The 24518-nt window shown below is 63.4% G+C and carries 22 protein-coding genes; 7 read left to right on the forward strand and 15 right to left on the reverse strand.

Annotation, left to right across the window (positions count from 1 at the left end):
- Positions 1–472: 472 nt before the first annotated feature.
- From ACXAF5_RS12940 to ACXAF5_RS12960, 5 genes are all read right to left on the reverse strand, one after another.
- Entirely contained in the window at positions 473–820 is a 348-nt protein-coding gene (locus ACXAF5_RS12940) for a hypothetical protein (RefSeq protein WP_239321128.1), read from the reverse strand.
- A gap of 69 nt (positions 821–889) precedes the next feature.
- Entirely contained in the window at positions 890–1033 is a 144-nt protein-coding gene (locus ACXAF5_RS12945; protein WP_239321125.1) for a hypothetical protein, read from the reverse strand.
- A 214-nt stretch (positions 1034–1247) separates the two neighbouring features.
- Positions 1248–1745 carry a DUF6497 family protein gene (locus ACXAF5_RS12950; RefSeq protein WP_474946892.1) on the reverse strand — a complete coding sequence of 166 codons (498 nt, stop codon included), beginning with the start codon at positions 1743–1745 and terminating at the stop codon, positions 1248–1250.
- A gap of 308 nt (positions 1746–2053) precedes the next feature.
- Entirely contained in the window at positions 2054–2404 is a 351-nt protein-coding gene (locus ACXAF5_RS12955) for a hypothetical protein (protein WP_474946893.1), read from the reverse strand.
- A 9-nt stretch (positions 2405–2413) separates the two neighbouring features.
- Positions 2414–3946, reverse strand: a complete 1533-nt coding sequence (locus tag ACXAF5_RS12960; protein WP_474946894.1) for an acyl-CoA carboxylase subunit beta — start codon at positions 3944–3946, stop codon at positions 2414–2416.
- Between the two features lie 337 nt (positions 3947–4283).
- Here ACXAF5_RS12960 and ACXAF5_RS12965 point away from each other — a divergent pair, with 337 nt between their 5' ends.
- Both ACXAF5_RS12965 and ACXAF5_RS12970 read left to right on the forward strand, forming a co-directional pair.
- The gene (locus ACXAF5_RS12965) at positions 4284–5477 is read left to right on the forward strand and encodes a multidrug effflux MFS transporter (RefSeq protein WP_474946895.1); all 1194 of its coding nucleotides are present in this window, start codon (positions 4284–4286) and stop codon (positions 5475–5477) included.
- A 277-nt stretch (positions 5478–5754) separates the two neighbouring features.
- On the forward strand, positions 5755–7143 hold the full coding sequence (locus ACXAF5_RS12970; RefSeq protein ID WP_474946896.1) for a helix-turn-helix domain-containing protein: 1389 nt from the start codon (positions 5755–5757) through the stop codon (positions 7141–7143).
- A 54-nt stretch (positions 7144–7197) separates the two neighbouring features.
- Here the strand turns inward: ACXAF5_RS12970 and ACXAF5_RS12975 are convergent, their stop codons facing one another.
- The 5 genes from ACXAF5_RS12975 to ACXAF5_RS12995 form a co-directional block, all read right to left on the reverse strand.
- A complete protein-coding gene (locus ACXAF5_RS12975; protein ID WP_065322120.1) occupies positions 7198–7437 on the reverse strand; it encodes an HP1242/YdcH family protein in 240 nt (79 codons plus the stop codon).
- Between the two features lie 360 nt (positions 7438–7797).
- A complete protein-coding gene (locus tag ACXAF5_RS12980) occupies positions 7798–8121 on the reverse strand; it encodes a hypothetical protein (RefSeq protein WP_474946897.1) in 324 nt (107 codons plus the stop codon).
- A gap of 186 nt (positions 8122–8307) precedes the next feature.
- Entirely contained in the window at positions 8308–9963 is a 1656-nt protein-coding gene (gene betA / locus ACXAF5_RS12985) for a choline dehydrogenase (RefSeq protein ID WP_474947832.1), read from the reverse strand.
- A gap of 145 nt (positions 9964–10108) precedes the next feature.
- Positions 10109–11566: a betaine-aldehyde dehydrogenase gene (gene betB, locus ACXAF5_RS12990; RefSeq protein WP_474946898.1), complete on the reverse strand. Its 1458-nt coding sequence runs from the start codon at positions 11564–11566 to the stop codon at positions 10109–10111.
- 227 nt (positions 11567–11793) lie between these two features.
- Complete coding sequence (locus tag ACXAF5_RS12995; RefSeq protein WP_474946899.1) at positions 11794–13002, reverse strand: BCCT family transporter; 1209 nt, start codon at positions 13000–13002, stop codon at positions 11794–11796.
- A 193-nt stretch (positions 13003–13195) separates the two neighbouring features.
- Here ACXAF5_RS12995 and betI point away from each other — a divergent pair, with 193 nt between their 5' ends.
- On the forward strand, positions 13196–13786 hold the full coding sequence (gene betI / locus ACXAF5_RS13000) for a choline-binding transcriptional repressor BetI (protein ID WP_474946900.1): 591 nt from the start codon (positions 13196–13198) through the stop codon (positions 13784–13786).
- Positions 13787–13852: 66 nt separating this feature from the next.
- Here betI and ACXAF5_RS13005 read toward each other — a convergent pair whose 3' ends face one another.
- From ACXAF5_RS13005 to ACXAF5_RS13015, 3 genes are all read right to left on the reverse strand, one after another.
- Entirely contained in the window at positions 13853–14860 is a 1008-nt protein-coding gene (locus ACXAF5_RS13005; RefSeq protein ID WP_474946901.1) for a DUF1036 domain-containing protein, read from the reverse strand.
- A 136-nt stretch (positions 14861–14996) separates the two neighbouring features.
- Positions 14997–15929: a DMT family transporter gene (locus ACXAF5_RS13010; RefSeq protein WP_474946902.1), complete on the reverse strand. Its 933-nt coding sequence runs from the start codon at positions 15927–15929 to the stop codon at positions 14997–14999.
- Positions 15930–16041: 112 nt separating this feature from the next.
- Positions 16042–16500, reverse strand: coding sequence for a DUF2267 domain-containing protein (locus ACXAF5_RS13015; RefSeq protein ID WP_474946903.1), 459 nt, complete (start codon positions 16498–16500; stop codon positions 16042–16044).
- A gap of 217 nt (positions 16501–16717) precedes the next feature.
- Here ACXAF5_RS13015 and ACXAF5_RS13020 point away from each other — a divergent pair, with 217 nt between their 5' ends.
- Positions 16718–18307: an ABC-F family ATP-binding cassette domain-containing protein gene (locus tag ACXAF5_RS13020; RefSeq protein WP_474946904.1), complete on the forward strand. Its 1590-nt coding sequence runs from the start codon at positions 16718–16720 to the stop codon at positions 18305–18307.
- Here ACXAF5_RS13020 and ACXAF5_RS13025 read toward each other — a convergent pair.
- Complete coding sequence (locus ACXAF5_RS13025; RefSeq protein ID WP_474946905.1) at positions 18304–19245, reverse strand: pirin family protein; 942 nt, start codon at positions 19243–19245, stop codon at positions 18304–18306. The two genes, ACXAF5_RS13020 and ACXAF5_RS13025, sit on opposite strands and share 4 nt — an antisense overlap.
- 93 nt (positions 19246–19338) lie before the next feature.
- Positions 19339–19968 carry a LysE/ArgO family amino acid transporter gene (locus ACXAF5_RS13030; protein ID WP_474946906.1) on the reverse strand — a complete coding sequence of 210 codons (630 nt, stop codon included), beginning with the start codon at positions 19966–19968 and terminating at the stop codon, positions 19339–19341.
- A 112-nt stretch (positions 19969–20080) separates the two neighbouring features.
- Between ACXAF5_RS13030 and ACXAF5_RS13035 the strand changes: the two genes are divergently transcribed.
- From ACXAF5_RS13035 to ACXAF5_RS13045, 3 genes are all read left to right on the forward strand, one after another.
- Positions 20081–20968 (forward strand): LysR family transcriptional regulator ArgP, encoded by an 888-nt coding sequence (locus ACXAF5_RS13035; RefSeq protein WP_474946907.1) that lies wholly within the window; start codon positions 20081–20083, stop codon positions 20966–20968.
- A gap of 96 nt (positions 20969–21064) precedes the next feature.
- Positions 21065–21877 (forward strand): TIGR00282 family metallophosphoesterase, encoded by an 813-nt coding sequence (locus ACXAF5_RS13040; protein ID WP_239361527.1) that lies wholly within the window; start codon positions 21065–21067, stop codon positions 21875–21877.
- Between the two features lie 845 nt (positions 21878–22722).
- Positions 22723–24501, forward strand: a complete 1779-nt coding sequence (locus ACXAF5_RS13045; RefSeq protein WP_474946908.1) for an SLC13 family permease — start codon at positions 22723–22725, stop codon at positions 24499–24501.
- Positions 24502–24518 lie beyond the last annotated feature (17 nt).

Genomic DNA, 24518 nt, shown 5'->3' on the forward strand with positions numbered 1-24518 from the left:
CAGATATGTTCCACGCATGGTGTTGCGATGGGCGACGGATCGCCCGTTAATCCAGCGCAAGTGGCGACGTTTCGCCCATGGCGACACGGCCGCATGCCGCGCCCCTCCGGCGGTCTCGCCACGCAGGCGGCGCTTGGGCTGTTCGGCCTGGTGGCAACAAGATACGGAAGATGCAGTGAGTCCAAAAGCGGGCAGCTGGCACGGGGCTGTGCGCAGCTGCCCAGTCAGGTTTTGGGGCCAGAACATCAGCCAGAAGGGACGAAACGGCTGTGTAGGCTCTGTCAGCCTGTCAGCCTCTGCGCGCCCTGCAAACCCGCCTGTGAACGCGGCGCTGATTTGGGCGCACGCCCGCGCAAATTGCGACTGCGCCAGCGGGAAGACGCCGAGACGCCCTGCTCGGGCACGGCCCTGCGCGGCTTTCCGCTGCACAGGACGGCCCGTTCGGGTGATATGACGCCGATCCCGCATGCGATCAGCCCTCAAACGCCTCGGGGAACGAGCGGCGCGCGACCTCGACGTCGATCACCAGGAGCGACTCGTAGCTTTCAGGATCAAAGGGATCGTCCACCGCCAGCACCTCGCGCCCGAACAGCCAGCTGAGCCGCCCTGCGTCGAGATTGCCGCGTTCGAACGGCTGGTCGCCAAAGTTTTCCCACAGCGCGCGCATGAAGCCCGCATCGGCCCGCTTGTCCGCAGGCTTGCGGTCGCGAAACCGTTCGCGCCGGGTGATCGGCGTCACCCCCTTGGGATTGGGGCGGCGGATGACAAATTGATAATCGGTGCCCGGAAGACGGCCGGGGAAGCCGCGATGTTTCAACATGGAAGTGCCTCCGGTCCGGCACCCCGCAGGTCGGAAAGGTCCGGCCACAGGGCCGGACCCCTGAAGTGTTTACTTGTATTTGCCGGTGTAGACCGGCTCTTGCGAGATCGGCTCGGGCTCGACCACGACGAATTCTTCTTCCTGCTGGCCGGCACAGGCGGTGACGGCGGCCAGGAGGCCTGCGAGGGTGAAAAGCTTGATGCTCTTGGACATGTCAGTCTCCTAAGATCATAGATGAAACCTGCACGGGCATGCGCCCGCACCTCTGTCAGCCCGGCGGATCGAAATCCCCCCGGCCGAGGCGCATATTTGCGTCCTGCGCGCAGCATAGCGGCATTGGTTTGAAGGTTATATGCAAATTCCGCCGCCCGCGCCTGTTGTGGCGCGAAAACCGCAGAAAAATGCCGATCCGCAGGGCATGGGCGCATCAGAACCCCTCCCAGATGCAGGCATCGCCTTCAATGCGATAGGTTTCAAAGAACTGCGTCGCCTCCGGGGCCGACTGGCCAAAGGGCAGCGCGCGGTCCGACAGCGAGATCACCACCCGCTCCGGATGCAGGTCGTGATGGGCCAGATAGGGCAGCGCCAGCGTGGCGCAGAGATGGTCGATGTCGGTGGCGCTGGCGCCCTGGCTGGTCTGGCTGGCGATCTCCGGCGCCACAAACCGGAACCGCGCCCAAAGCGCGCCCGGGGCCCGGTCCAGAAGCACTTCGGACAGCGACACAGGCTGGCCGGAGGGCACCCGGATCCGCGCGCGCTCCTGTCCGTCGCCCGCTGCGCCCGCCAGTTCTGACTGGTCGGAGGCCGCGTCGGCGGCAGACGGCAGGCCCAGACCGGCCAGCCCCAGCGCCACGGCCAGCCCCAGGCCCATGGCCAATACCAAAGCCCGGCACAGATTGCGCCCCTGCTCTACCAGAGCGTGCATATCCAGTGATGCGGTGTAACACCCGAAATTGCCGCAGCCCCGACCCCAATCAGATTGGGCTCCTCCTGCCGAGGCTGCGGGCGCTGCGCCGATGGCGCGCGCTGATCCAGAAGATCTGATTTCGGCTGGGTCGGAGCATGCAACCGATTCGGCCTTCGTGTCAAACCCTGTTACAAATTTGTGCAACACCGGCCCGCCGTGCTGAAGCGCCTGGCACCCTGTGGACTCCCGAGCACAGCCCGCCCCCGCAAGCGGCGATTTGTGATCTGATCGCCCGAAAATTACGCCGTTTTTACGTTGACTTAAGGTCATCTTAACACGCGCCCCGACCGCCCCGCCTGAGCCACCCAACGGGCGCGATGCGCCGGGCACGCCAGCAGATCGGCAATCTGTGCGCTCAGACCCGGCGCCACCGGTCCGGCAACGCGTCCGCCGGCGGTGATTCGAATCACATCGCCCTCACCAGTGAGCTGCACCACCGGAGAGAACCCCCGCACCCGTTGCAGCGTCCGCCACATGTCCTGCCGGATCTGATGCGCCAGCCGCACCGGATCCCCCATAGGGAGAGTGGTGCTGGCCGCCACATCAAAGCGCGCCGGCAGCTGACGGCAGAGCGTCAGAGCGCCGTCAGTGCGCAGGATATGCCAACGGGGTGCCATGGAGTGCGATCAAAGCGGGATGTTGTCGTGTTTCTTCCACGGGTTTTGCAGCTTCTTGTTGCGCAGGCTGGCAAACGCGCGCGCCACCCGGCGGCGGGTGGATCGGGGCTGGATCACCTCGTCGATAAAACCACGCTCCGCCGCCACAAAGGGATTGGCAAAGCGGTCCTCGTATTCGGCGGTCTTGGCGGCGATCTTTTCCGCATCGCTTAGGTCGGCGCGGTGGATGATCTCGGTGGCGCCCTTGGCGCCCATCACCGCGATCTCTGCCGTTGGCCAGGCGTAGTTGAAATCGCCGCGCAGGTGCTTGGACGCCATCACGTCATAGGCGCCGCCATAGGCCTTGCGGGTGATCACGGTGACCTTGGGCACCGTCGCCTCCCCATAGGCAAACAGCAGCTTGGCGCCATGCTTGATGACACCGCCGTATTCCTGACTGGTCCCCGGCAGGAACCCCGGCACGTCGACAAAGGTCAGGATCGGGATTTCAAAGGCATCGCAGAACCGCACAAAGCGCGCCGCCTTGCGCGAACTGTCGATATCGAGACAGCCTGCCAGCACCATCGGCTGGTTCGCCACCACACCCACGGTCTGTCCTTCCAGACGGACAAAGCCGGTGAGGATGTTCTTGGCAAAATCCTCTTGAATCTCGTAGAAATCGCCCTCATCCGCCACTTTGGTGATGAGTTCCTTCATATCATACGGCGTGTTGGCGTTTTCCGGGATCAGCGTGTCGAGGCTGTCCTCGATCCGTGCCGGATCGTCAAAGAACGGGCGCACCGGGGGTTTTTCCCGGTTGTTCAGCGGCAGGAAATCCACCAGGCGGCGCACTTCGGCCAGCGCCTCGACGTCATTTTCAAAGGCTGCATCGGCGACGGAGGATTTCTTGGTGTGGGTGGAGGCGCCGCCCAGTTCCTCGGCGGTGACCTGTTCGTTGGTCACGGTTTTTACAACATCCGGGCCGGTCACGAACATGTAGGATGTGTCCTTCACCATAAAGATGAAGTCGGTCATCGCGGGGCTGTAGACCGCACCACCGGCGCACGGCCCCATGATGACGGAGATCTGCGGGATCACGCCAGAGGCCATGATGTTGCGCTGGAAGATTTCCGCATAGCCCGCAAGTGCGTCGACGCCTTCCTGAATGCGCGCGCCACCGGAATCGTTGAGACCAATAATGGGCGCGCCGTTCTGGATCGCCATATCCTGGATCTTGCAGATCTTTTGCGCGTGAGTTGCGGACACCGAGCCGCCCAGCACGGTGAAATCCTGCGAGAACACATAGACCTGCCGGCCATTGATGGTGCCCCAACCGGTGATGACACCGTCGCCCGCGGGCTTGTTGTTCTCCATGCCAAAATCGGTGCAGCGATGGCTGATGAACATGTCGAACTCTTCAAAGCTGCCTTCATCCAGCAGGAGTTCGATGCGTTCGCGGGCGGTCAGCTTGCCGCGCGCGTGCTGTGCATCAATGCGTTTCTGCCCACCGCCGAGCCGCGCGTTTTCGCGGCGCTCTTCGAGTTCGGCAAGGATATCCTTCATGGCAAATGCCCCCTGATCAGTTTGGGCCCAATGTTTCGAACGTGTTTGAACCGGGTTCGTTGCGGCCGACCCTAACGTGACGCCGGATCGACCCCAAGGCAAATATGGCAAATTTGCAAATACAATGCATAGCCGGCTCGCTAATCAGCAAATCAGCAAATTTCACCCATCGCCCCCGCCCCGGCCATCGGATCGGACTGCCGCGTGCCGCCTGGTGACCTGCTTCACAGACAAGCGCCGCGATGTCGGGCAAAATTGTACCCTAGGGACGGGTTCATTGGACAAGCACCGCGCCGCGCCCTAGACCCTGAACAGGTAAACTAAACCGAGACGTACAGTGACCCGCACCACCCCACCGACCATTTGGACCCTGATCCTGCTCTCCGGCCTTTCCGCCCTGGGGATGAACATCTTTCAGCCCTCGCTGCCCGGCATGGCCACCTATTTCGGGGTTGAATATCGGCTGATCGCGCTGTCGGTGCCGCTTTATCTGGCCGCAAGCACGGTGATCCAGATCGTTGTCGGGCCGATTTCGGACAAGATGGGGCGGCGTCCGGTGATGATGGCGTCACTGGTATTGTTCCTGCTGGCCACATTGGGCTGTATCTTTGCAACCACGGCCGAGGGATTTTTGGCCTTTCGCATGGCGCAGGCGGTGGTCGCCACCTGCATGGTGCTGAGCCGCGCCGCCGTGCGCGACATGTACGAAGGACCCAAGGCCGCGAGCATGATCGGCTATGTCACCATGGGGATGACGGTGGTGCCGATGGTGGGGCCAGCGCTTGGCGGGATCCTGGATCAGGCCTTTGGTTGGCATGCGAATTTCTGGCTGCTGTTTGCCGCCGCTGCGGTGACGCTGGCGATCTTCTACGCCGATTTTGGCGAGACCGCGACCGCGAGCGGCAAGCCGTTGATCGCGCAGTTTCGCGAATACCCGGCGCTGCTGCGCTCGCCGCGTTTCTGGGGCTACTCCCTGGCGGCGGGCCTGTCGTCGGGCAGCTTCTTTGCCTATCTCGGCGGCAGCCCCTTTGTGGGCACCAATGTCTACGGGCTGAACAGCGCCCAGCTGGGGATCTATTTCTCGGCCCCGGCGCTGGGGTATTTCCTCGGCAACTTCCTGTCCGGGCGCTACTCGGAGCGGTTCGGGATCAATGCGATGGTGTTCTGGGGCGCGATCATCAACATCTTTGGCGTCGGGCTGTCGCTGACCATCACGCTGGTCGGGATGGACTCGGTCTGGACCTTCTTTGGGCTGATGTGTTTTGTCGGGCTCGGCAACGGTATGGCGATCCCGAACGGCACCACCGGCGCAATCAGCGTACGCCCGCATCTGGCAGGGACCGCTGCGGGGCTGTCATCGGCGATCATGATCGGCGCCGGTGCGGCGCTCTCGGCCACGGCAAGCTGGCTGCTGGTGCCCGGCTCTGATGCTTCGCCGCTTCTGGAGATCATGTTTGCAAGCGGTGTCTGCGGGTTGATCGCCATCCTCTATGTGATGCGCCGCGAGCGGCAGTTGGGCCTTGCGGCCTGATCCTTCTGATATTTTCACCTGACATTTCTGCCTGACCAGAGGTGTTTCGCTTCGGGCTTTGCCCGAAGCGACCCGCGCGGCGCGCGCCCCTGCCGGGGCGCGCGCCGCGCTCGGCCCAACTGCGGACCTTGCTTTTTCAAAGCAGGGGCCGTGGGCGGGAGGTCTCCCCTCGCCCTTTCGGGTTGTTCTCTAAGGCCACAGCTCGGGTCACCACGGCTTGCCAGCGTGAATTTGCAGTTATACAAATAGACCAGCTCAATTTGCAAAGGCACGCCACATGGCCACCCAAAAGCTCTATGCCGGGGCGAAGCTGCGCGAGATGCGCAACCGGATCGGCCTCACCCAGAAGGAATTTGCCGCCAAGCTCGGCGTCTCGCTGCCCTATCTGAACCAGATGGAGAACAACAACCGGCCCGTGTCCACCACCGTGGTTCTGGCGCTGGCACAGGAGTTCGGGCTGGATGTAACGGAGCTGTCGTCTGGGGATAGCGAGCGGTTGATTTCCGACATGCGCGAGGCGATGGCCGATCCGGTCTTTGCCGATGATGTGCCGCCGCTTGCCGATCTGCGTCTGACCGCCTCTAACGCGCCAGCGCTCGCCCGCGCTTTCCTCAGCCTGCACCGCGCTTACCGGCAAACCCATGAACGGCTTGCCTCGCTCGATGAGGCGCTGGGGCGGGCAGATGCGCGCATTCAGGCCAGCCCCTGGGAAGAGGTCCGCGACTTCTTTCACTACTGCGACAACTATATCGACGCCGTGGACCGCGCGGCCGAGCGGTTTTCAGGCAGCGGCGACACACGTATGAACGCCGAGGCCGCGCTGCAACAGATCGGCGTCACCCTCACCCTGCGCGACATGGAGGGGCTGCGCGCCTATGATCCGGAGACCAAAGTGCTGGCGCTTTCGCATCGCTCCGCGCCGCAAACGCGGCTGTTCCAGATGCTCTTGCAACTGGCGCTGCTGCGCTACGGGGATTTGCTGGAAGCAACGCTGGACTTTGCAAAGTTCCAGACCGAAGAAGCGCGCTCCATCGCAAAGATCGGCCTTGCCAACTATTTCGCGGGCGCGGCCCTGATGCCCTACACAAGGTTTCTGGAGGCCGCGCAATCCTGCCGCCACGATCTGGAGCTGCTGGCGATCCGTTTTGGTGCCTCGATCGAGCAGGTGGCGCATCGCCTCTCCACCCTGCAACGCCCCGGCGCCAAGGGCATTCCGTTCTTCTTCGTGCGCGTCGATCAGGCTGGCACAATCACCAAGCGCCACTCTGCCACACGGCTGCAATTTGCCCGTTTTGGCGGTGCCTGCCCCTTGTGGAACGTCCACCGGGCGTTTGAGACGCCGGGGCGTTTTTTGCGCCAGCTAGCCGAGACACCTGACGGGGTGCGCTATATCTCACTGGCGCGGGATGTGTCGAAACCGGGCGGATCGTTCGGGGCACCGGTGCGGCGCTATGCGATCTCGCTGGGCTGCGAGGTCAGCCACGCGGATGCGCTGGTCTTTGCGGATGGGCTGGATGTGACGCAGGCCTCGGCCTTTGAACCCATCGGCATTTCATGCCGAATTTGCGAGCGCCAGCATTGCCACCAGCGCTCGGTGCCGCCGCTGGAGCGACGCCTGTCGGTCGATACCAATGAGCGCAGCGTGCTGCCCTACCGGGTCAACTAGTCATGCAAAAGGGCCGCCCAAATCCGGGCGACCCTTGGTGTTCATCAGGAAGGCTCAGGCCTTGGACAGGATGCCCCAGATCTCATCCTTGAGGGCGGCGCGCGTCTTGCGCAGCTCGCTTTCGGCTTGCTCCGAGACCGGCTCCACATTGGTTTCGGCGCGGTGCACGGCGCGGTTTACCTCGTGGTACTCCTCCGAAAGCTTTGCAAAATGCGCGTCTGACTGTTTGAGATCGCTCATCAGAGCGGCTTTTTCGGGGAATTCCTCGGCCAGTTCATGCGGGGTATGGGACATGTGTGCGCTCCTTCAATGCGTTGTTTGACAAGAGCTTAGAAGATGACTCGCAGGCACACTTTGACCGGGATCAAGTTTTGGCGGAATTCCAAACCCCAAATGACGTCGCTGCGATATCCGGGCCTCAAGTCAAGGTGCCGCACCAGCGCCCGATTTGAAGCGCCGTAACATTTTATCCCCTGTGGTGGCAGAGGTTTCGAACCGTGTGAAAGGCCGTGCACCTGCTCCACCCCACTCCGATACGGAGCAGCTGTCTGATCGGGCACAGGGATAGGAATAGAAGGACAGACTTCAATTCAGGTTGGCCTGCTTTGAACCTATTTTGCGAAACGATTCGACTCGGTGCCTCGCCAAACGTCGTCAGCTTTCCATCGAAATTTCTTGGACTTCGTCGTCAACAAACCGAACCGACAAGAGGTAGTTGGTCACATTCTCTGGAAGGCTGAAATCGAACGTATCTAGGCTGCCACCGTCCTCCGAACTCCAAGAATCGACCAATACTAGAGAATCGACAATCTTGGTCGGCTCGGGCGTTGGGGTTCCGTAGGTGTCTGAAAAGTAATCGGCTTCGAGTGCTGACAAGTGATGTTCGACAAACAAGTTCACGCTGTCATCGCCTTCTGGTCGCCCAATCAACAACTTGATGGCTTCCCGTGCGGAACTTTCCTGTTCGCGATGGCTCATTAGTTAAGGCCTCTCCTCATATAAACTGCGAATTCCGTGCGATTTTGTTTAAGTAATTCAAACCACATCAACCCATGTCGACTGTCAAGGTCCGCTCACCGACCAACAGGACTCTCGGGCATGTGAATAAAAAACCGCCCCACTGCGGATGCAGGGGGCGGCCAGTCGTGACCGACAGTGCAGGGTTCAGCGCTGTGCGGTCTGCCAGTTCGGATTGAACCAAGGTTCGGCATTCGACGACGGCAGGCGTCGGCCAAGGATATGGTCAGAGGCTTTCTCGCCGGTCATGATCGAGGGCCCGTTGAGGTTGCCGTTGGTGATGCGCGGGAAGATGGAGCTATCGGCGACCCGCAGCCCCTCGACGCCGATCACCCGGCATTCGGGGTCAACCACCGCCATCGGGTCATCCACCGCGCCCATCTTGCAGGTGCCGCAGGGGTGATAGGCGCTTTCGACGTGTTCGCGCAGGAACCCGTCGATCTCCTCATCGGTCTGCAGGTCGGTGCCGGGCTGGATCTCATGCTTCAGGTACGGTTTCATCGCGTCCTGAGCAAAGATCTCGCGGGTCAGGCGCACGCATTTGCGGAAATCGATCCAGTCCTGCTCGGTCGACATGTAGTTGAACAGGATCTTCGGCGCGGCATTGGGATCGGCGCTGGCCAGTGTGACCTCACCGCGCGAGGCAGAACGCATCGGGCCGACATGGGCCTGGAACCCGTGCCCCTCGGCAGCGACCTTGCCGTCATAGCGCACCGCCAGCGGCAGGAAGTGATACTGGATGTCCGGGTAGTCGATCCCCTTGTCCGACCGGATGAAGGCCGCGCTCTCGAACTGGTTCGACGCACCCAGCCCGGTCTTGGTAAAGAGCCACTGCGCCCCGACCAGCGCCTTGCCGAAGAGGTTCCAGTATTTATAGAGCGTGATCGGCTTTTTGGAGGCGAACTGGAAATAGAACTCCAGGTGGTCCTGCAGGTTCTGGCCGACGCCGGGGCGGTCTGCGATGACGTCGATGCCGTGTTCGGCCAGATGTTTGGCGGGACCAATGCCCGAGAGCATCAGCAGCTTTGGCGAGTTGAGCGAAGAGGCTGCGAGGATCACTTCCACATCCGCACGGATCACCTCGATCTGGCCACCGCGCTCAACTTCGACACCAACGGCGCGGCCGTCTTCGATCACCACCTTGCGGGCCAGCGCGCGGATCTTGGTGCAATTGTCGCGCTTCAGGGCGGGCTTCAGATAGGCGTTGGCGGCGGACCAGCGGCGGCCCTTGTGGACCGTCATCTCCATCGGGCCAAAGCCCTCTTGCTGCTCGCCATTGTAGTCCTTGGTGACCGGATAGCCCGCCTGCTGCCCGGCCTTCACAAAGGCATCATGCAGCGGGTTGTCGCGCGGGCCACGGGTGACATGCAGCGGGCCATCTTTGCCGCGCCAGTCGGGATCGCCGCCATGGCCGCGGTCGTCCCAGGTCTCCATGCGTTTGAAATACGGGAGAACATCGGCATAGGACCAGCCTGTGGCGCCGCTCTCGGCCCAGTGGTTATAATCGCCCGCATGGCCGCGCACATAGACCATGCCGTTGATCGAGGACGAGCCACCGACCACCTTGCCGCGCGGGGTGACCAGCTCGCGCCCGCCCAGATGCGGCTCGGGCTGGGATTTGTAGCCCCAGTCATACATCGCCATATTCATCGGGTAGCTCAATGCGCCCGGCATCTGGATGAACGGGCCTGCATCGGTGCCGCCATGTTCGATCACCAGCACCGATTTCCCCGCCTCGCTCAGACGGTAAGCCATGGCACAGCCTGCGCTGCCGGCCCCAACAATCACGTAATCCGCGTTCATCGCGTCCATTCTCCTGTCACAGGGCCGCACCCGCCGGGGCTGACCACAAGGCATAACGTCTCAGTTCGCCCGCGTCCTTTTGGGCGACGGGGCGGGTGGGTGGGCGTCGTCCAAAAGGACGCGCCCTATCGTTCAGGTGCAGACCTCAGAAGGCTGCTTCGCAATCGCCCATGCGCACATAGACCGACTTCACCTGGCTGAAGTGCTTGATCGCCTCCTTGGAGTTTTCACGCCCCACACCAGAGGCTTTGACGCCGCCAAAGGGCGCCTCGACCGGTGCGTCATTGTAGGAATTGATAAAGCAGCTGCCGGCCTCAAGCTGACCGATCACCCGGTGGGCGCGGGTGAAATCCATGGTGAAGACCCCTGCCGAGAGACCAAATTCGGTGTCATTGGCGCGCGCCACCACCTCGTCTTCGCTGTCGAAATCCAGCACACACATGACCGGGCCAAAGATTTCTTCGCGGGCGATGGTCATATCGTCGGTGACATCGGCAAAGACGGTGGGCTGCACGTAGTAGCCATCCATATCGGCGCGTCCGCCGCCGCAGATCAGCCGGGCGCCCTCTGCCTTGCCCTTCTCGATATAGCCCAGCACGATCTCCATCTGACGCTCGCTGACCATCGGGCCGAAGCTGACGCTCTCATCCATCGGGTCGCCCAGTTTGGCCGTCGCTGTGCGCTCGGCCAGACGGGTGAGGAATTTCTCCTTGATGTCCTTGTGCACAAACACCCGGGTGCCGTTCGAACACACCTGACCGGAGGAATAGAAGTTGCCGTTGATCGCACCGGAGATGGCGTTCTCGATGTCGGCGTCTTCAAAGACGATCATCGGTGACTTGCCGCCCAGCTCCATGGTCACGTGTTTCATGCCCTCGGCGGCGGCGGCGTAGACCTTCTTGCCGGTGGGCACGGAGCCGGTCAGCGAGACCTTGTCGACGCGCGGGTCGGTGACCAGCGAGCCGCCGACCTCACCCATGCCCTGCACCACGTTGAACAGGCCCGCAGGCGCGCCCGCCTCGATCAGGATCTCGGCCACTTTCAGCGCGCAGAGCGGCGTGGTCTCGGAGGGTTTGAACACCATCGAGTTGCCACAGGCCAATGCGGGCGCGCCCTTCCAGCAGGCGATCTGGGTCGGGTAGTTCCAGGCGCCGATGCCGACGCAGAGGCCCAGCGGTTCGCGGATGGTATAGACCCAATCCTCGCCCAGCGGGATATGCTCGCCCGTCAGGCTTGCCGCCAGACCACCGAAATATTCCAGCGCATCGGCGCCGGAGGTGGCATCGGCGACCAGCGTTTCCTGCAAGGGCTTGCCGGTGTCATAGGTTTCCAGCACCGACAGGTCATGGTTGCGTTCGCGCATGATGTCGGCCGCCCGGCGCAGCACCCGGCCGCGTTCTGTCGGGGCGGTCTTGGCCCAGATCTTCTGCGCCGCCTGCGCCGAGGTCAGCGCCTGTTCGACGATCGCCGGGGTGGCGGCATAGACGGTGGCGATCTCTTCGCCGGTGGCGGCATAGATCACCGGGATCGGGGTGCCGGAGGTATCTTCGACATAGGCGCCATTGATGAAATGGCTGGCTTTGGGCTGGGCCGGATGTGTCATGTCTCTCGCCTCTTTCCTTCTCAGGTCAGCGTGGGTCCCGCGCGTCTGCGGAACGGTGTGATAATCCTCCGTGCCCGCAGATGCGGCACACGAAGCTGTGCGGTTTTTCGGGGACCGGCACATGCAGGAAGGGCGCGAGCAGCGTCACTCTTGCATGGGTCGGTAGCGGCCCCTGGATGGTGTCGCCCCGCCTGCGGGCACAGGCCGGGCGACACCGGAGGTGCGTCTTAGTGCACCGCTTCGATCTTGGAGAAGTCCAGATCGTTTTCTTCCGGGCTGGCCTCGATCGCCATGACCTCGTCGCGTTTGGTGGCGAAGATGTAGATCAGGCAGGCCACGTAGAGACCGATCACCACGGCACCGATCCACTGGATCTGCAGCCACTGGCTCTGGAAGGCGACGGTCAGCGCAAAGAGCACAACCGCGTTGCCCAGGATATAGGGCAGCTTGCCAAAGCGTTTGCTGGTGAGGTTCAGGTTGTCGGTATAGAGGCGGATCAGCGAGTCAAACGAGTTGATCACGAAGACCACGCCCACAACCATCATCGAGACATTGATGAACAGCGTCGTCGGGATCTCATTCAGGTGGTAGTAGTAGAGCACCGAGAACCACACGCCGAGCGGGATCGACGGGAAGATCAGCAGCGCCGCCAGCACCTGCCAGGTCTTCAGACCACCGACAAAGCGCGAGGTGAACTGACCGATCATGATCGACCAGGCAAACCACCAGAACAGGTAGAACTCATGGTAGTCGGTGAGCGGCAGCACGAACTTGTGGATGTTGGCGAAATAGCCGCCGATGTTGCCGGCGGTGCCTGCAAACTCGCCCAGCCCCATTCCGGAATAGGCCCACATGCCCAGGATCAGCGCCGCAAACAGGCCGGTGGAGCCCAGCGACAGGATACGCACGTATTTGATGTCGGTCGAGGAGAAGGCCGCAAACAGGATCACCAGGAAGGTGATGACGTAGAAGGCCGGGATCACCGTCTCGCCGTCGCCCATGAAGGTGGCGTAATATGGCAGATAGATCAGGAACAGCGCACCGGTGAAGGCACAGGTGCCAATGATGACGATGTTGTTGATCCACTTGACCACCGGGATCTCGAAGAACTTCACCCGCGGTTCGATGACGCAGAAATAGAAGGTGGTCAGGAAGTAGAAGCCCCAGATCAGGAAGCCCCAGAAACCGAACTCCAGCGCCAGCGGGTTGGTGAACCCATAGGCGGGATTGTTCTCCACATCCGCATATAGCGGGAAGTCCCAGGCCAGCGGGAACATGATGAGGCCGACGTCGAGGCCGGATGTGAACAGGATCGCGATGAATGTGAACAGCGGCACGGGTGTGACGCCGACCACCTCCAGGTTCCACCACTTGATGACGCAGAATGCCACCAGCGCAAAGGCCAGCAGAATGCCTGCGGAAATCAGGTATGTCATATATTTCACCTCCCAGTGAATAAGTCGCAGAGGCGCGGGCTGGCGCCTCCTCGGGTCGATGTTATTGTTGTTGGTGACCGGGATCACGCGATCCCGGCCTGACTAAGCTAACCAAATTTTGAATGGCCATTCAAGTTTTGGTTTTTTGAAGTGAAATATTGAATCTTAAACCAAGCTGACGCACTCTCATTTTATGGCACGCAAACGCATCCGCGACATCCGCAACGAAGAACTGATCGAAGCCACCATCGTCACCGTACACAAGCGGGGCTATGGGACTGTAACCATGGCGGAAATCGCGCGTGAAGCCGGCGCCTCCGCGGCCTCGATCAGCTATTATTTCGGCTCCAAGGAAGGGCTGATGGAGGCCACGATGCGCCACCTTCTGCGCAAGCTGCGCGCCGCCATGGTGGCGGGTTATGCACAGGCCGAAACACCGCTCGAACGGCTCTATGCGGTGATGGATGCGAACTTTGCAGATTCGCTTTACACCGTGCCGCAGTGCAGCATCTGGATGCAATTCTGGGCCAATGCGCCCTATTCCACCAGTCTGGCGCGGCTGCACCGAATCAATCGGGCCCGGGTCCGAAGCCATTTTGTCGCCGAGTTGAGCCAACTGGTGCCGCCCGAACAGGTCGAGACCGCGCGTCAGGCGCTGCAAAGCTACATGGACGGGGTCTGGCTTCAGGCGGCACAGTCCGAGGGGCCGCTGGACACCGCCGCCGCCCGTCGCGCCGCCCATCGGGTGGTGGATCTGGTGACCTCGCGCGAATTGGTCGCCTGAACAGGTGCGGGATCTCTGCCGCGCGATGCGTGTGTCGGGCGGGACCTGCGGGCGATGCCGGGCGGCTCAGCCGTCGCGGTGATACCGGAGCGTGGTGCCCTGCGGCAGATAGACCAGCGACAGGTCCTGCCCGGAGACATGCTCCAGCCGGTAACAGAGATGCGTCCCGGCGGTATTGGCCCAGGTAAAGAGATACGGCCCCTGCCCGCTATGCGCGCCGCAGTGGTCCTGTATGGAGAGATACTCCACCGACGTTTCCGCCCCGGCATAGGTGTTCACCCGTTCGGCACCACTGACGCGGAAGCTGTCGTCCGGGTCGGTCATGCGCCGCCAGGTCCCCTGCAACCGCGCCAACAGCCGGTCGGCGGCGTTGACGGGTTGCAACTCCGCCTGACGCAGCACCAGTTCGGAAGTGGTGTCGAACAGATCGGCGCGCTGACCGGAAATCGCCACCCGCCGCCCCTGCGGCAACTCCGCAAGCTGCTGCCAGAGCGCCGGATCGATGCGACTGTCGTCATAGACCAGAAACCGCCGCCCGGCCCCGATGAAGGTGCAAAAGCTAACATAGGGGGCCGTGTCCAGTTGGCAGTCCTGAAACACCGCAACGCCGCTGAATTCGGGCGCGGTGATCGCCCGGGGCGCGCCGACGCCACGTCCGGGGATCAGATTGGCACTGAGCCGGTGGCTGTGCTGAACCGCCGCGATGCCGGTATCGATGCGGGCAAAGTTTTCCTGCCGATGGCCCCGGAGGGCACAGTTGGTGTCGCCGGTGATGCGAAAATCGCTGTCGTCGACGCAGAATCCCAGCTTGTCGTCCTGAAACTCCCAGCCCTCGGTTTCCACCCGCAGATAGTAGAACCGATGCTGCAACGCGCCGGCGACCACATCGCTGCACTCTTGCGGCGCGAGGTCCCACCAGCCCGTCGAGCTCCAGTCCGCGGTCGCCTTGTAGCCGATGGCCACCCGTTGCCGGGCGCTGGTGTCGTTGCAGATCTCCAGCCCGGCCTGCGCAGAGGTCGACAGGCCCAGCGCCAGCGCCAGCCACAACAGCCCTCTGATCTGATGCAAGGCCATGGCATCCTTACGTAAGATGGTCGTTCCGCATTCGCATCTATGACAGAAATGTAACCGCTTGACGACAGACCGGACGGTAAGCCGTTCAAGTTTTTGTTAATTTCTGCCACACGGCGGAGCGCGCAGGCCACTGCGTTCAGGATTTCATCGCATGCGGGGCCGGCGTGATGGCGCGCCGTTTCAGCATCGCTTCTCGCCAGGTGATAAAGGTCACGGCGCCCAGGATCATGGTGCCGCCGAGGACGACCCAAACATCGACGCTCTCGCCAAAGGCCAGCGCCCCGAGGAGCGTCGCCCAGATCAGCTGCAGGAAGGTGACGGGCTGCGTCACCGTCAACGGCGCGGAGGCAAAGGCCAGCGTCATGGTATAGTGGCCCGCAGTGGCGAAACAGGCCACGCCGAACAGCACCGCCAGTTCATAAAGTGTCGGCGTCACCCAGTTCGCCAGCGCGAAGGGCGCCAGACCGATCGTCACCCAGAGCGACAGCATCGCCACCACCACCGTGGGATTGGTGCGCCCCACCATGGTCTTGGCCAGAAGATAAGAGATCCCAAAGGCAAACCCCGTGACCAGCATCGCCAGATGTCCGGGAGAGACCGCGCGGAACCCGGGCCGCAGGATCACCACCACCCCCAACAGCGCCACCGCAACCGCGGCGATGCGGCGAAAGGCCAGTTTTTCACCCATAAAAATCGCAGCACCCAGCGTCACATAGACCGGCGAGAGGTAGTTCATCGCCGTGACCTCGGCCAGCGGAATGCGGGTCATGGCAAAGAACCACATGATGACCCCCAGCGCATGTACCCCACCGCGCAACGCGAACAGACCGTGCAGGTTCGGGGTCCAGGTCGCCGCCCGGAGCGAGCCGATCATCGGGATCAGGAACACCAGCCCCAGCAAATAGCGCAAGAACGCGCTCTCGGCGGGAGGGATGCGCGGCCCCATGTATTTCACCAGCGCCGTCACCGCCACGAAGTTAAGCCCCGTCACCAGCATCCAGAAGACACCGCGCATGGGGTTGGACGCTGGCTGGCTTGCCATCTCTTTGGTCAGGGTTGCATCGCTCATGGGCGCAAGCAGACACCCATTGCGGGGGCAAAACAACCCTTCACTTGTGAAATATTGTACCCCTTTTGCGCAGCGATGATGGATACACGGACCGCGCCCTGCGCGCAGAAGATCAGATGATGCGCTGCTCCAGTTCGCGCGGGTCGCTGACCTCTACGTGCCAGAATGCCTCCGCCCCCTCCGGCAGGCGCGCCAGCACCCGGTCCAGATCCTGCTGTCGGATCGAGCGGCGCAGGGCGCGGGCGGTGGCTTCGATGGCGTTGTCCGGCGTCAGATTGTGATGCGGGCGCAGGGCCTGTGCTTCGCGGGTCAGGCTGGCGCGGTCGCCAAAAGGCACCGGCGGTTGGCTGACATCCCAGTCCTTGACAAAGATCGCGCGCAGTACCGATGGCAGCACCGACGCAAAGGCCAGTCCATCCTGCGCTGTCAGTCGGCGGCGAAACACCAGCAACACGCCTTCCACCGCCGTATAGGCAGAATTGTCGGACTGAAGGCTCATCTCTTCTTTGACATCCTCAAGGAAGGCGCTGAATTCTTTTGAAGAATGTCGATATGTCCAGGGCATGGGCATCTGCGGTCTCTGCTGTCTCCGGTGGTTTCTGTCTCCAAGGCACTGCGCGCAACGCATAAGCGCAGTCTTGCCTGACGTGTCGGTCCTGTCGAGACCTCTTGCCTTTCGCGTTCTGGCGCATATGTTTCTTGGCAGGAGCAACAGAGGAAGACCCTATCCATGATCCAGACCCTTGCCGCACTCGCCCTGTTTGTGTCGCTGCACGTGGTTCTTTATCATGCCCTCTCCCAACGCCTCCGTCCGTCTCGACAGCCTGCATTGGTCCGCCGCTGACGCACGACCTGTTCTCTCGGACATCACTCTCAGTTTTCACCCCGGTCGCACCGGGATTGTTGGCCGCAATGGCACCGGCAAGACGACGCTGCTGCGTCTGATTGCGGGGGATCTGCCACCTGCATCGGGTCGTATCGTGACCACCGGCACGGTCGGTTGGATGCGACAGGAGGTGGCCGCGCAAGATCACCTGACGGTCGCGGAGCTGTTTGGCGCGGCCCCCGGTCTGGCGCGGCTGACGCGTGCTGAGGCGGGCTGCGCGAGTGCCGCCGATCTGGCCGAGGCCGATTGGACCCTACCCGCCCGGATGGAGGCCGCCATGCAACGTTGCGGTCTGTCGCTGCGCCCGGAGGCCACGCTGGCGCAGCTGTCGGGCGGACAACGCACCCGGCTTGCTCTGGCGGCGCTGCTGTTTCAGAAGCCGGATATCCTGCTGCTGGACGAGCCGACCAATACCCTCGACACCGAAGGGCGCGCCACGGTGCGGCAGGTTCTGCGCGACTGGCGGGGCACCGCGCTGGTGGTGAGCCATGATCGCGAACTGCTCGACGACATGGATGCCATCGTGGAGCTGAGCCCGCTTGGCGCCAGCCGCTTTAATGGGCCCTACGGCCACTATCGGGCGGAAAAACACGCAGCCTTGGCGGCGGCGCATCATGATCTGAACGAGGCCGAAAAAGCCCGCAAGGACACCGCCCGCCGCGCGCAGGAGGCCGCCGAGCGCAAGGCGCGGCGCGACAGCGCGGGCAAGGCGGCGCGTGCCTCAGGAAGCCAGCCCAAAGTCCTGATGGACAAGGCAAGAGAGCGCGCCGAGGCCTCTAAAGGCGCAGGCGTGCGATTGCGCGAGGCGCGGCAGGCGGCGGCGGATGAGGCGCTGGCGGAGGCGCGCGCGCGTATCGAAATACTTGAGCCGATCCGCATGGACATTCCGGCAACCGGGGTGCAGCCCAGCACGCGCATCCTGACCCTGCACGGGATCACCGCTGGCTACGGCACCGGCGACGTGTTGCGGGATATGTCGCTGGAGATCACCGGGCCGGAACAGATTGCGCTGCACGGCCCCAATGGCAGCGGCAAGACCACGCTTGTGTCGGTAATCCTCGGGCAGCTGGCCCCCCGCGCCGGATCTGTGGAACGCCACGCAGATACTGCGCTATTGGATCAGCATGTGAGCCTGCTGGAGGCCTCCGAGACGCTGGTGGAGAACTTCCAGCGCCTCAGCCCCGCAGCCACCCTGAATGAGGCCCGTGCGGCGCTGGCGCGGTTTCGGTTTCGCGCCGAGGATGGTTTGCAGTTGGCGGGCGCACTCAGCAGCGGGCAGCGGTTGCGGGCGGGGCTGGCCTGCACCCTTGGCCGCCCGGTGCCGCCGCAGCTATTGGTGCTGGACGAGCCGACAAACCACCTCGACCTAGACGCGGTTGAGGCCCTGGAGGCCGCGCTGCGGGACTATGACGGCGCGCTCATCGTGGTGAGCCACGACAGCGCATTTCTCGACCGGATAAACCTGACCCGGCACATCAGCTTGGGGCCTTAACAGTTTGGTAACGGGATGAATTCCGCGTCATCGCCGGGCGGCAGGTGAAAGCGCGGGTTATTGGCAAAATCGCCGCGCGCCCAGGCCAGTTTGGCCTCTTCGATCTTTTCCTTGGAGGAGGCGACGAAGTTCCACCAGATGTGGCGCGGCCCGCCCATGGTCTCGCCGCCCAGCGCCATCAGCCGTGCGCCCTCCGGCCCGGCGGTCACGGTGATCGCATCGCCGGGGCGAAACACCATCATCTGCCCCGCCTCAAAGGTCTGGCCTGCAATCTCGACCGCGCCGCGGGTGATATAAAGCCCACGATCCTCATGATCATCCGGCATCGGCAGCTTGGCCCCGGCGTCCAGAATGACATCGGCATAAAAGGTCTCTGACAGCATGGTCACAGGCGCGCGCTCGCCCCAGGCGGAGCCGAGGATCAGCCGCACGTCCTTGCCCTCGCCCAGAAGATGCGGCAGCGCCTCTTTGCCGTGGTGTTCAAACACCGGCGTCATGTCTTCCTTGTCTTCGGGCAGCGCGATCCATGTCTGGATGCCAAAGAGGTTGCTGTGCCCCTTGCGGGTCGCCTCAGAGGTGCGCTCGGAATGGGTGACGCCATTGCCGGCGACCATCCAGTTGACCTCGCCCGGGTAGATCATCTGATGGGTGCCGAGGCTGTCGCGGTGTTCAAACTCGCCCTGATAAAGATAGGTGACGGTGCCAAGGCCGATGTGCGGATGCGGGCGCACGTCGATGCCGCCGCCGGTGATGAACTCTGCCGGGCCCATCTGATCGAAAAAGATGAACGGCCCCACCATCTGACGCCGGGGTGCGGGCAAGGCGCGGCGCACCTCAAACCCGCCGATGTCGCGGGCGCGGGGAATGATCAGCGTCTCGATACTGTCGAGGCTGCCTGCATCGGGGCACTTGGGTTCCAGTGTCGGGTTCCAGCTCATGGGCCTGTCCTTTCCTCGCCGCGTTCCCCCTAAGCTAGGCCACGGGCGCTGCTCTGACAGCCTGTTGGTTTTGCACAGACCCTGCGCGCCCGCTCACATCAGGGCGAGTTTCAACGCCAGCGCCAGCATCACCACGCCGATCAGCGCGTCCAGCACCTGCCATGCGCGGGGCCGCGCAAACACGGGCGCCAGGAGCCGGGCGCCAAAGCCAAGCAGGAAGAAGAAGGCAAAGGAGGCCGTGACCGCACCAAGGCCAAAGATCCACGCCGGTGTGTATTGCGCCGAGATCGCCCCAAGCAGCACCACCGTATCGAGATAGACATGCGGGTTTAGCCAGGTAAACGCCAGACAGGTCAGCACCGCAGGCCAGAGCGCGGTCTGCACGCCCTGCCCTTCGGTCCTGAGCGCCGCGCCCCCTGTCCACGCCGCCCGGAGCGCGCGCAGCCCGTACCACGTCAGGAACAGCACGCCGCCAAGGCGCATCGCGGTTTCAAACCACGGCACCGCCGCGGTGAGCGTGCCAAACCCCGCCACCCCGGCGGTGATCAGCAGCGCGTCCGAGACCGCGCAGGTCAACACGATGGGCAGCACATGCTGGCCCCGGATGCCTTGGCGCAGAACAAAGGCGTTCTGCGCCCCGATCGCAAGGATCAGGCTAAAGCCAAGGCCAAAGCCTGCCATCAGGGTCGGCAGCATGTCCGGGGTCATCGAGATGGGCTGCATGGGGCTTTGTCCTTTTGTGTCAATGCGCAACGCCCGGGGGCGGTTGCCTTTGACTAACCGCTGGTGTTGGCGTAATCCAATTAAAGATACTCACCTTAATTAAGCACAGCTAATGAACTTCGATCCCCCTCACCTCGCCGCTCTCTCGGCGGTGCTGCAACTCGGCAGCTTTGATGCGGCGGCGGCGGCGCTTGGCGTGACGCCCTCGGCGGTCTCGCAGCGGATCAAGGCGCTGGAGGATCGGGTCGGCACGCCGCTGGTGAACCGCACCAGCCCCTGCACCGGCACCGAAACCGGGCTGCGCATCGCCAAACATGCCGAGGATGTCGCCCTGCTGGAGCGCCGCCTGGGCCGGGATCTGTCGCTGGAGACCACCGACAAACCGGCACGGCTGAAGGTTGCGGTCAATGCCGACAGCCTAGCCACCTGGTTTGTGCAGGCGATGGTCGCCGCCGAGGGGGTGCTGTTTGATCTGGTGATCGACGATCAGGACCACAGCACCGACTGGCTGCGGCGCGGCGCGGTGTCGGCGGCGGTCACGGCAGAGGCGCAGCCGGTGAGCGGCTGCGATGTGCATGCCTTGGGGCGGCTGTCGTATGTGGCCACGGCCAGCCCCGCCTATGTGGCACGCTGGTTCCCGGAGGGGCTGACGGCAGAGGCGGCCCGCCATGCGCCCTGCATGATCTTCAACGCCAAGGACCGCTTGCAGCATCGCTGGCTGGAGACGCATGTGGCGGCGGCGATCATACCGCCCGCGCATTACCTGTCCTCCACGCAGGCGTTTCTGGATGCGGCCGCCGCCGGGCTGGGCTGGGGGATGAACCCCGAAGTGCTGGCGCGCCCCTATCTGGCGCGTGGTGATCTGGTGGAGCTGGTGCCGGGCAGCCGGCTCGATACGCCGCTGTATTGGCAGGTGAGCCGGATCATGGCCCCCGCCCTGCGCGAGATCACCCTTGCGGTGCGCCGGGCGGCGGGGGCTGCATTGGGACAAGACGGCTGAGGTGGAGCGCGGCTGCGGTCCCGCGCCCCGGTCTGCGCCGCAGGACCCACAGCTTTGCCCCTTGCCGCCGCCCGCCACTGCGCCTATTCCGGGGGCATGCGAATTCTGTTTCTTGGCGATGTCATGGGCCGCGCGGGACGTGCGGCGATTACCGAAACCCTGCCGCGCCTGCGCGCGGACTGGCGGCTCGATTTTGTCGTGGTGAACGGCGAAAACGCCTCCAACGGCATGGGGCTCTCGGGCGATCATGCCAAGATCCTGTTTGATGCCGGGGCCGATTGCGTGACTCTGGGCGATCATGCTTTCGATCAGAAAGACATGCTGCAATACATCGAACAGGACAGCCGCATCGTGCGGCCATTGAACTTTGCCAAAGGCGCCCCCGGACGCGGGCATCGGCTGTTCACCGCCCGTGGCGGCCAGAAGGTGCTGGTGACGCAGGTGCTGGGACAGGTGTTCATGAAACGCGCCTTTGACGACCCGTTTGGCGCCGTCGAAAGCGTGCTGAAATCGCACCCGCGCGGTGGTCTGGCGCAGGCGATCATTGTCGACATGCATTGCGAAGCCACGTCGGAGAAGATGGCGATGGGGCATTTCTGCAATGGCAGGGCCTCGCTGGTGGTGGGCACCCATACCCATGTGCCGACGGGCGATGCCCAGATCCTCGAGGGCGGCACCGCCTATCTGAGCGATGCCGGCATGTGCGGCGACTACAATTCGGTGATCGGCATGGACAAGGCCGAGCCGATGCGCCGGTTCCTGACCGGCATGCCCAAGGGGCGGTTTACCCCAGCCTCCGGGGCGGCGACGCTGTCCGGCGTCTATGTCGAAACAGATGATCGCACCGGGGCCGCCAAACGCATCGAGATGGTACGCCAGGGCGGCCTCCTGCAGCAGGCCGCCCCCTGACCCCTGCACCCGCGCCGTTTGCTCTAAGGCGCGAACGCCGCCCAGCCGGGAGCAAACCCGGCCTGCGCCGCATTGAACGACGGGCGTAGCGTCGTTTTGCTTCTGGTTCGCGCCCCGCGCGTCCACGCTTCCGGCAAGCGGGATCTCCTGCCTCACACAGGCCTGCGGCGCGTTGACGTCGGCACTGGCAGCGCCCGAGCCTCCGGACCAAACGCCTCACGCGGCTCTCGCCCCTGCCAACTCCCCACGATCTCATTCCCATTTCCCCACCGACGCTAAAACCTCTCCGCCCTCTTCATGCCCGACACGTGCGCAGGCTGACCGCCGGATGATCGGTAGGCATGGCGAGCCGGTCACGAAGCTCGGGCTTTTGCCCGGTGGCGACGGTCCCGGTGCGAAGCCACAGAGAGACGACCTGACAGTCGGGCGCACCGCAAGACGGGGGCGCTCCCGCCCACGGCACGCTGCTCTGGCCTGCGCCAGAGAAACGGCCGCGGTTGGGCCGGGCACCGCACGCAAGCGTGCGGTGCCCGGCCCAACGGGAGGAGGGCTTTTATCAAAAAGCATGACGACGGGCGGGAGCGCCCCCGGCCTGTGTTCCGCTCTGTCATCACGCGACATCGGACGGCAGACGACCGCTGCATGGGGCGGCGGGCGCTCGCCGCGGTGCCGGCGGCGTCCGGATGTCGTCCCCGCAGCGGTGGCAGCGGCGCAGATCCTGCCGCAGTCCCAGATTTTTTGCTGCGACAATCGCTTGCTGCGCGCCACAGGATCGGTGAAACTGCCCGTCGGCTGAAGCCCCGCCCCGGAGTGCGGCGGGCGCAACCCTGGCATACTGGATCTCTATGTTTCTCTTTCAATCGGGTGACACCTCAAGCGCAATTCTGGCGCTGCTGATCGTCCTTGGCATGTTCGTGGCCTTTCTGCGCGAAACCTACCCGACCGAAGTGGTGGCCCTCTGCGGTGTCTCCCTGATGCTGGTGACCGGCGTGCTGCCCTATGACCAGGCGCTGCCGGTGCTGGCAAACCCCGCGCCCTGGACCATCGCGGCGATGTTCCTGATCATGGGCGCGCTGGTGCGCACTGGCGCGCTGGATGCCTTCACCTCGGTCGCACGCAAGAAGGCCGAGGTCAGTCCGAAGATGGCGATCGCGCTCCTGATGGGCTTTGTGGTGATCGCCTCGGCCTTTGTATCGAACACGCCGGTGGTGGTGGTGATGATCCCGGTCTTTATCCAGATCGCCCGCACGCTCAATGTCTCGCCCTCCAAGATGCTGATTCCGCTGTCTTATGCGGCGGTTCTGGGCGGCACGCTCACCCTGATCGGCACCTCGACCAACCTGCTCGTCGATGGTGTGGCCCGCGCGCAGGGCCTGAAGCCCTTCTCGATCTTTGAGGTCACGCCCCTGGGCATCGTGGTGGTCGCATGGGGCCTGATCTACCTGCGTTTCATCGCCCCGCGCCTGCTGCCGGAACGCGACAGCATGGCCTCGATGCTCTCCGACCGCTCCAGGATGAAATTCTTCACCGAAGCCGTAATCCCCCCCGACAGCAACCTGATCGGGCGCGAAGTCACCGGCGTGCAGCTGTTCAAACGCCCCGGCGTACGGCTGATCGATGTGATCCGGGGCGATGACTCCCTGCGCCGCAACCTCGAAGGGGTGGAGCTTCAAGTGGGCGACCGCGTGGTCCTGCGCACCAAGATGACGGAACTTCTGAGCCTGCAACGCAACAAGGAACTGAAGCGCGTCGATCAGGTCTCCGCCGTGGAGACCAAAACGGTCGAGGTGCTGATCACGCCGGGCTGCCGCATGGTGGGCCGCAGCCTTGGCGCCATGCGCCTGCGCCGCCGCTACGGCGTCTATGTGCTGGCGGTGCACCGGCGCAATCAGAACATCGGCGTGCAGCTCGACGATCTGGTGGTGCGCGTGGGCGACACATTGCTTCTGGAGGGTGCACCGGGGGATATCCAGCGCCTTGCCGCCGAAATGGACATGGCCGATGTCTCCCAGCCCACGCAGCGCGCCTATCGGCGCAGCCATGCGCCGGTGGCGGTGGCCGCGATGGTGGGGATCGTCATCGGCGCGGCCTTTGGCTTGGCACCGATCCTGATGCTGTCGATCCTTGCGGTGGCGCTGGTGCTGGCAACCCGCTGTATCGACGCGGACGAGGCGTTTTCCTTTATCGACGGGCGTTTGCTGGCGCTGATCTTCTCCATGCTGGCCATCGGGGCCGCACTTGAAAGCTCCGGCGCGGTCAAACTCATCGTCAGTGGCATTTCGCCGGTTCTGGCCGATCTGCCGCCGTTCTTCCTTGTCTGGGCGGTCTATCTGCTGACCTCGGTGCTGACCGAACTCGTCTCGAACAACGCGGTGGCCGTGGTGGTCACGCCGATTGCGGTGGGGCTGGCTCAGGCGATGGGGCTTGATCCGCGCCCGCTGGTGATTGCGGTGATGGTGGCGGCCTCGGCCTCCTTTGCCACGCCCATTGGCTATCAGACCAATATGCTGGTCTATGGCCCCGGCGGCTACAAATTCTCGGACTTCTTGCGGGTGGGCATTCCGCTCAATCTCTCGATGGGATTGCTGGCTTCGGCGGTCATTCCGCTTTTGTGGCCGCTCTAGGCACCTGACCGCCGGGA

The sequence above is a fragment of the Epibacterium sp. ABV4_022 genome (genome assembly GCF_056159345.1).

Coding starts and splice junctions, on each gene's coding strand:
- ACXAF5_RS12940 (WP_239321128.1), bottom strand. CDS start 820: ATGTTGAAACATCGCGGCTTCCCCGGCCGTCTTCCGGGCACCGATTAT.
- ACXAF5_RS12945 (WP_239321125.1), bottom strand. CDS start 1,033: ATGTCCAAGAGCATCAAGCTTTTCACCCTCGCAGGCCTCCTGGCCGCC.
- ACXAF5_RS12950 (WP_474946892.1), bottom strand. CDS start 1,745: ATGCACGCTCTGGTAGAGCAGGGGCGCAATCTGTGCCGGGCTTTGGTA.
- ACXAF5_RS12955 (WP_474946893.1), bottom strand. CDS start 2,404: ATGGCACCCCGTTGGCATATCCTGCGCACTGACGGCGCTCTGACGCTC.
- ACXAF5_RS12960 (WP_474946894.1), bottom strand. CDS start 3,946: ATGAAGGATATCCTTGCCGAACTCGAAGAGCGCCGCGAAAACGCGCGG.
- ACXAF5_RS12970 (WP_474946896.1), top strand. CDS start 5,755: ATGGCCACCCAAAAGCTCTATGCCGGGGCGAAGCTGCGCGAGATGCGC.
- ACXAF5_RS12975 (WP_065322120.1), bottom strand. CDS start 7,437: ATGTCCCATACCCCGCATGAACTGGCCGAGGAATTCCCCGAAAAAGCC.
- ACXAF5_RS12980 (WP_474946897.1), bottom strand. CDS start 8,121: ATGAGCCATCGCGAACAGGAAAGTTCCGCACGGGAAGCCATCAAGTTG.
- betA (WP_474947832.1), bottom strand. CDS start 9,963: ATGAACGCGGATTACGTGATTGTTGGGGCCGGCAGCGCAGGCTGTGCC.
- betB (WP_474946898.1), bottom strand. CDS start 11,566: ATGACACATCCGGCCCAGCCCAAAGCCAGCCATTTCATCAATGGCGCC.
- ACXAF5_RS12995 (WP_474946899.1), bottom strand. CDS start 13,002: ATGACATACCTGATTTCCGCAGGCATTCTGCTGGCCTTTGCGCTGGTG.
- betI (WP_474946900.1), top strand. CDS start 13,196: ATGGCACGCAAACGCATCCGCGACATCCGCAACGAAGAACTGATCGAA.
- ACXAF5_RS13005 (WP_474946901.1), bottom strand. CDS start 14,860: ATGGCCTTGCATCAGATCAGAGGGCTGTTGTGGCTGGCGCTGGCGCTG.
- ACXAF5_RS13010 (WP_474946902.1), bottom strand. CDS start 15,929: ATGAGCGATGCAACCCTGACCAAAGAGATGGCAAGCCAGCCAGCGTCC.
- ACXAF5_RS13015 (WP_474946903.1), bottom strand. CDS start 16,500: ATGCCCATGCCCTGGACATATCGACATTCTTCAAAAGAATTCAGCGCC.
- ACXAF5_RS13020 (WP_474946904.1), top strand. CDS start 16,718: ATGCCCTCTCCCAACGCCTCCGTCCGTCTCGACAGCCTGCATTGGTCC.
- ACXAF5_RS13025 (WP_474946905.1), bottom strand. CDS start 19,245: ATGAGCTGGAACCCGACACTGGAACCCAAGTGCCCCGATGCAGGCAGC.
- ACXAF5_RS13030 (WP_474946906.1), bottom strand. CDS start 19,968: ATGCAGCCCATCTCGATGACCCCGGACATGCTGCCGACCCTGATGGCA.
- ACXAF5_RS13035 (WP_474946907.1), top strand. CDS start 20,081: ATGAACTTCGATCCCCCTCACCTCGCCGCTCTCTCGGCGGTGCTGCAA.
- ACXAF5_RS13040 (WP_239361527.1), top strand. CDS start 21,065: ATGCGAATTCTGTTTCTTGGCGATGTCATGGGCCGCGCGGGACGTGCG.
- ACXAF5_RS13045 (WP_474946908.1), top strand. CDS start 22,723: ATGTTTCTCTTTCAATCGGGTGACACCTCAAGCGCAATTCTGGCGCTG.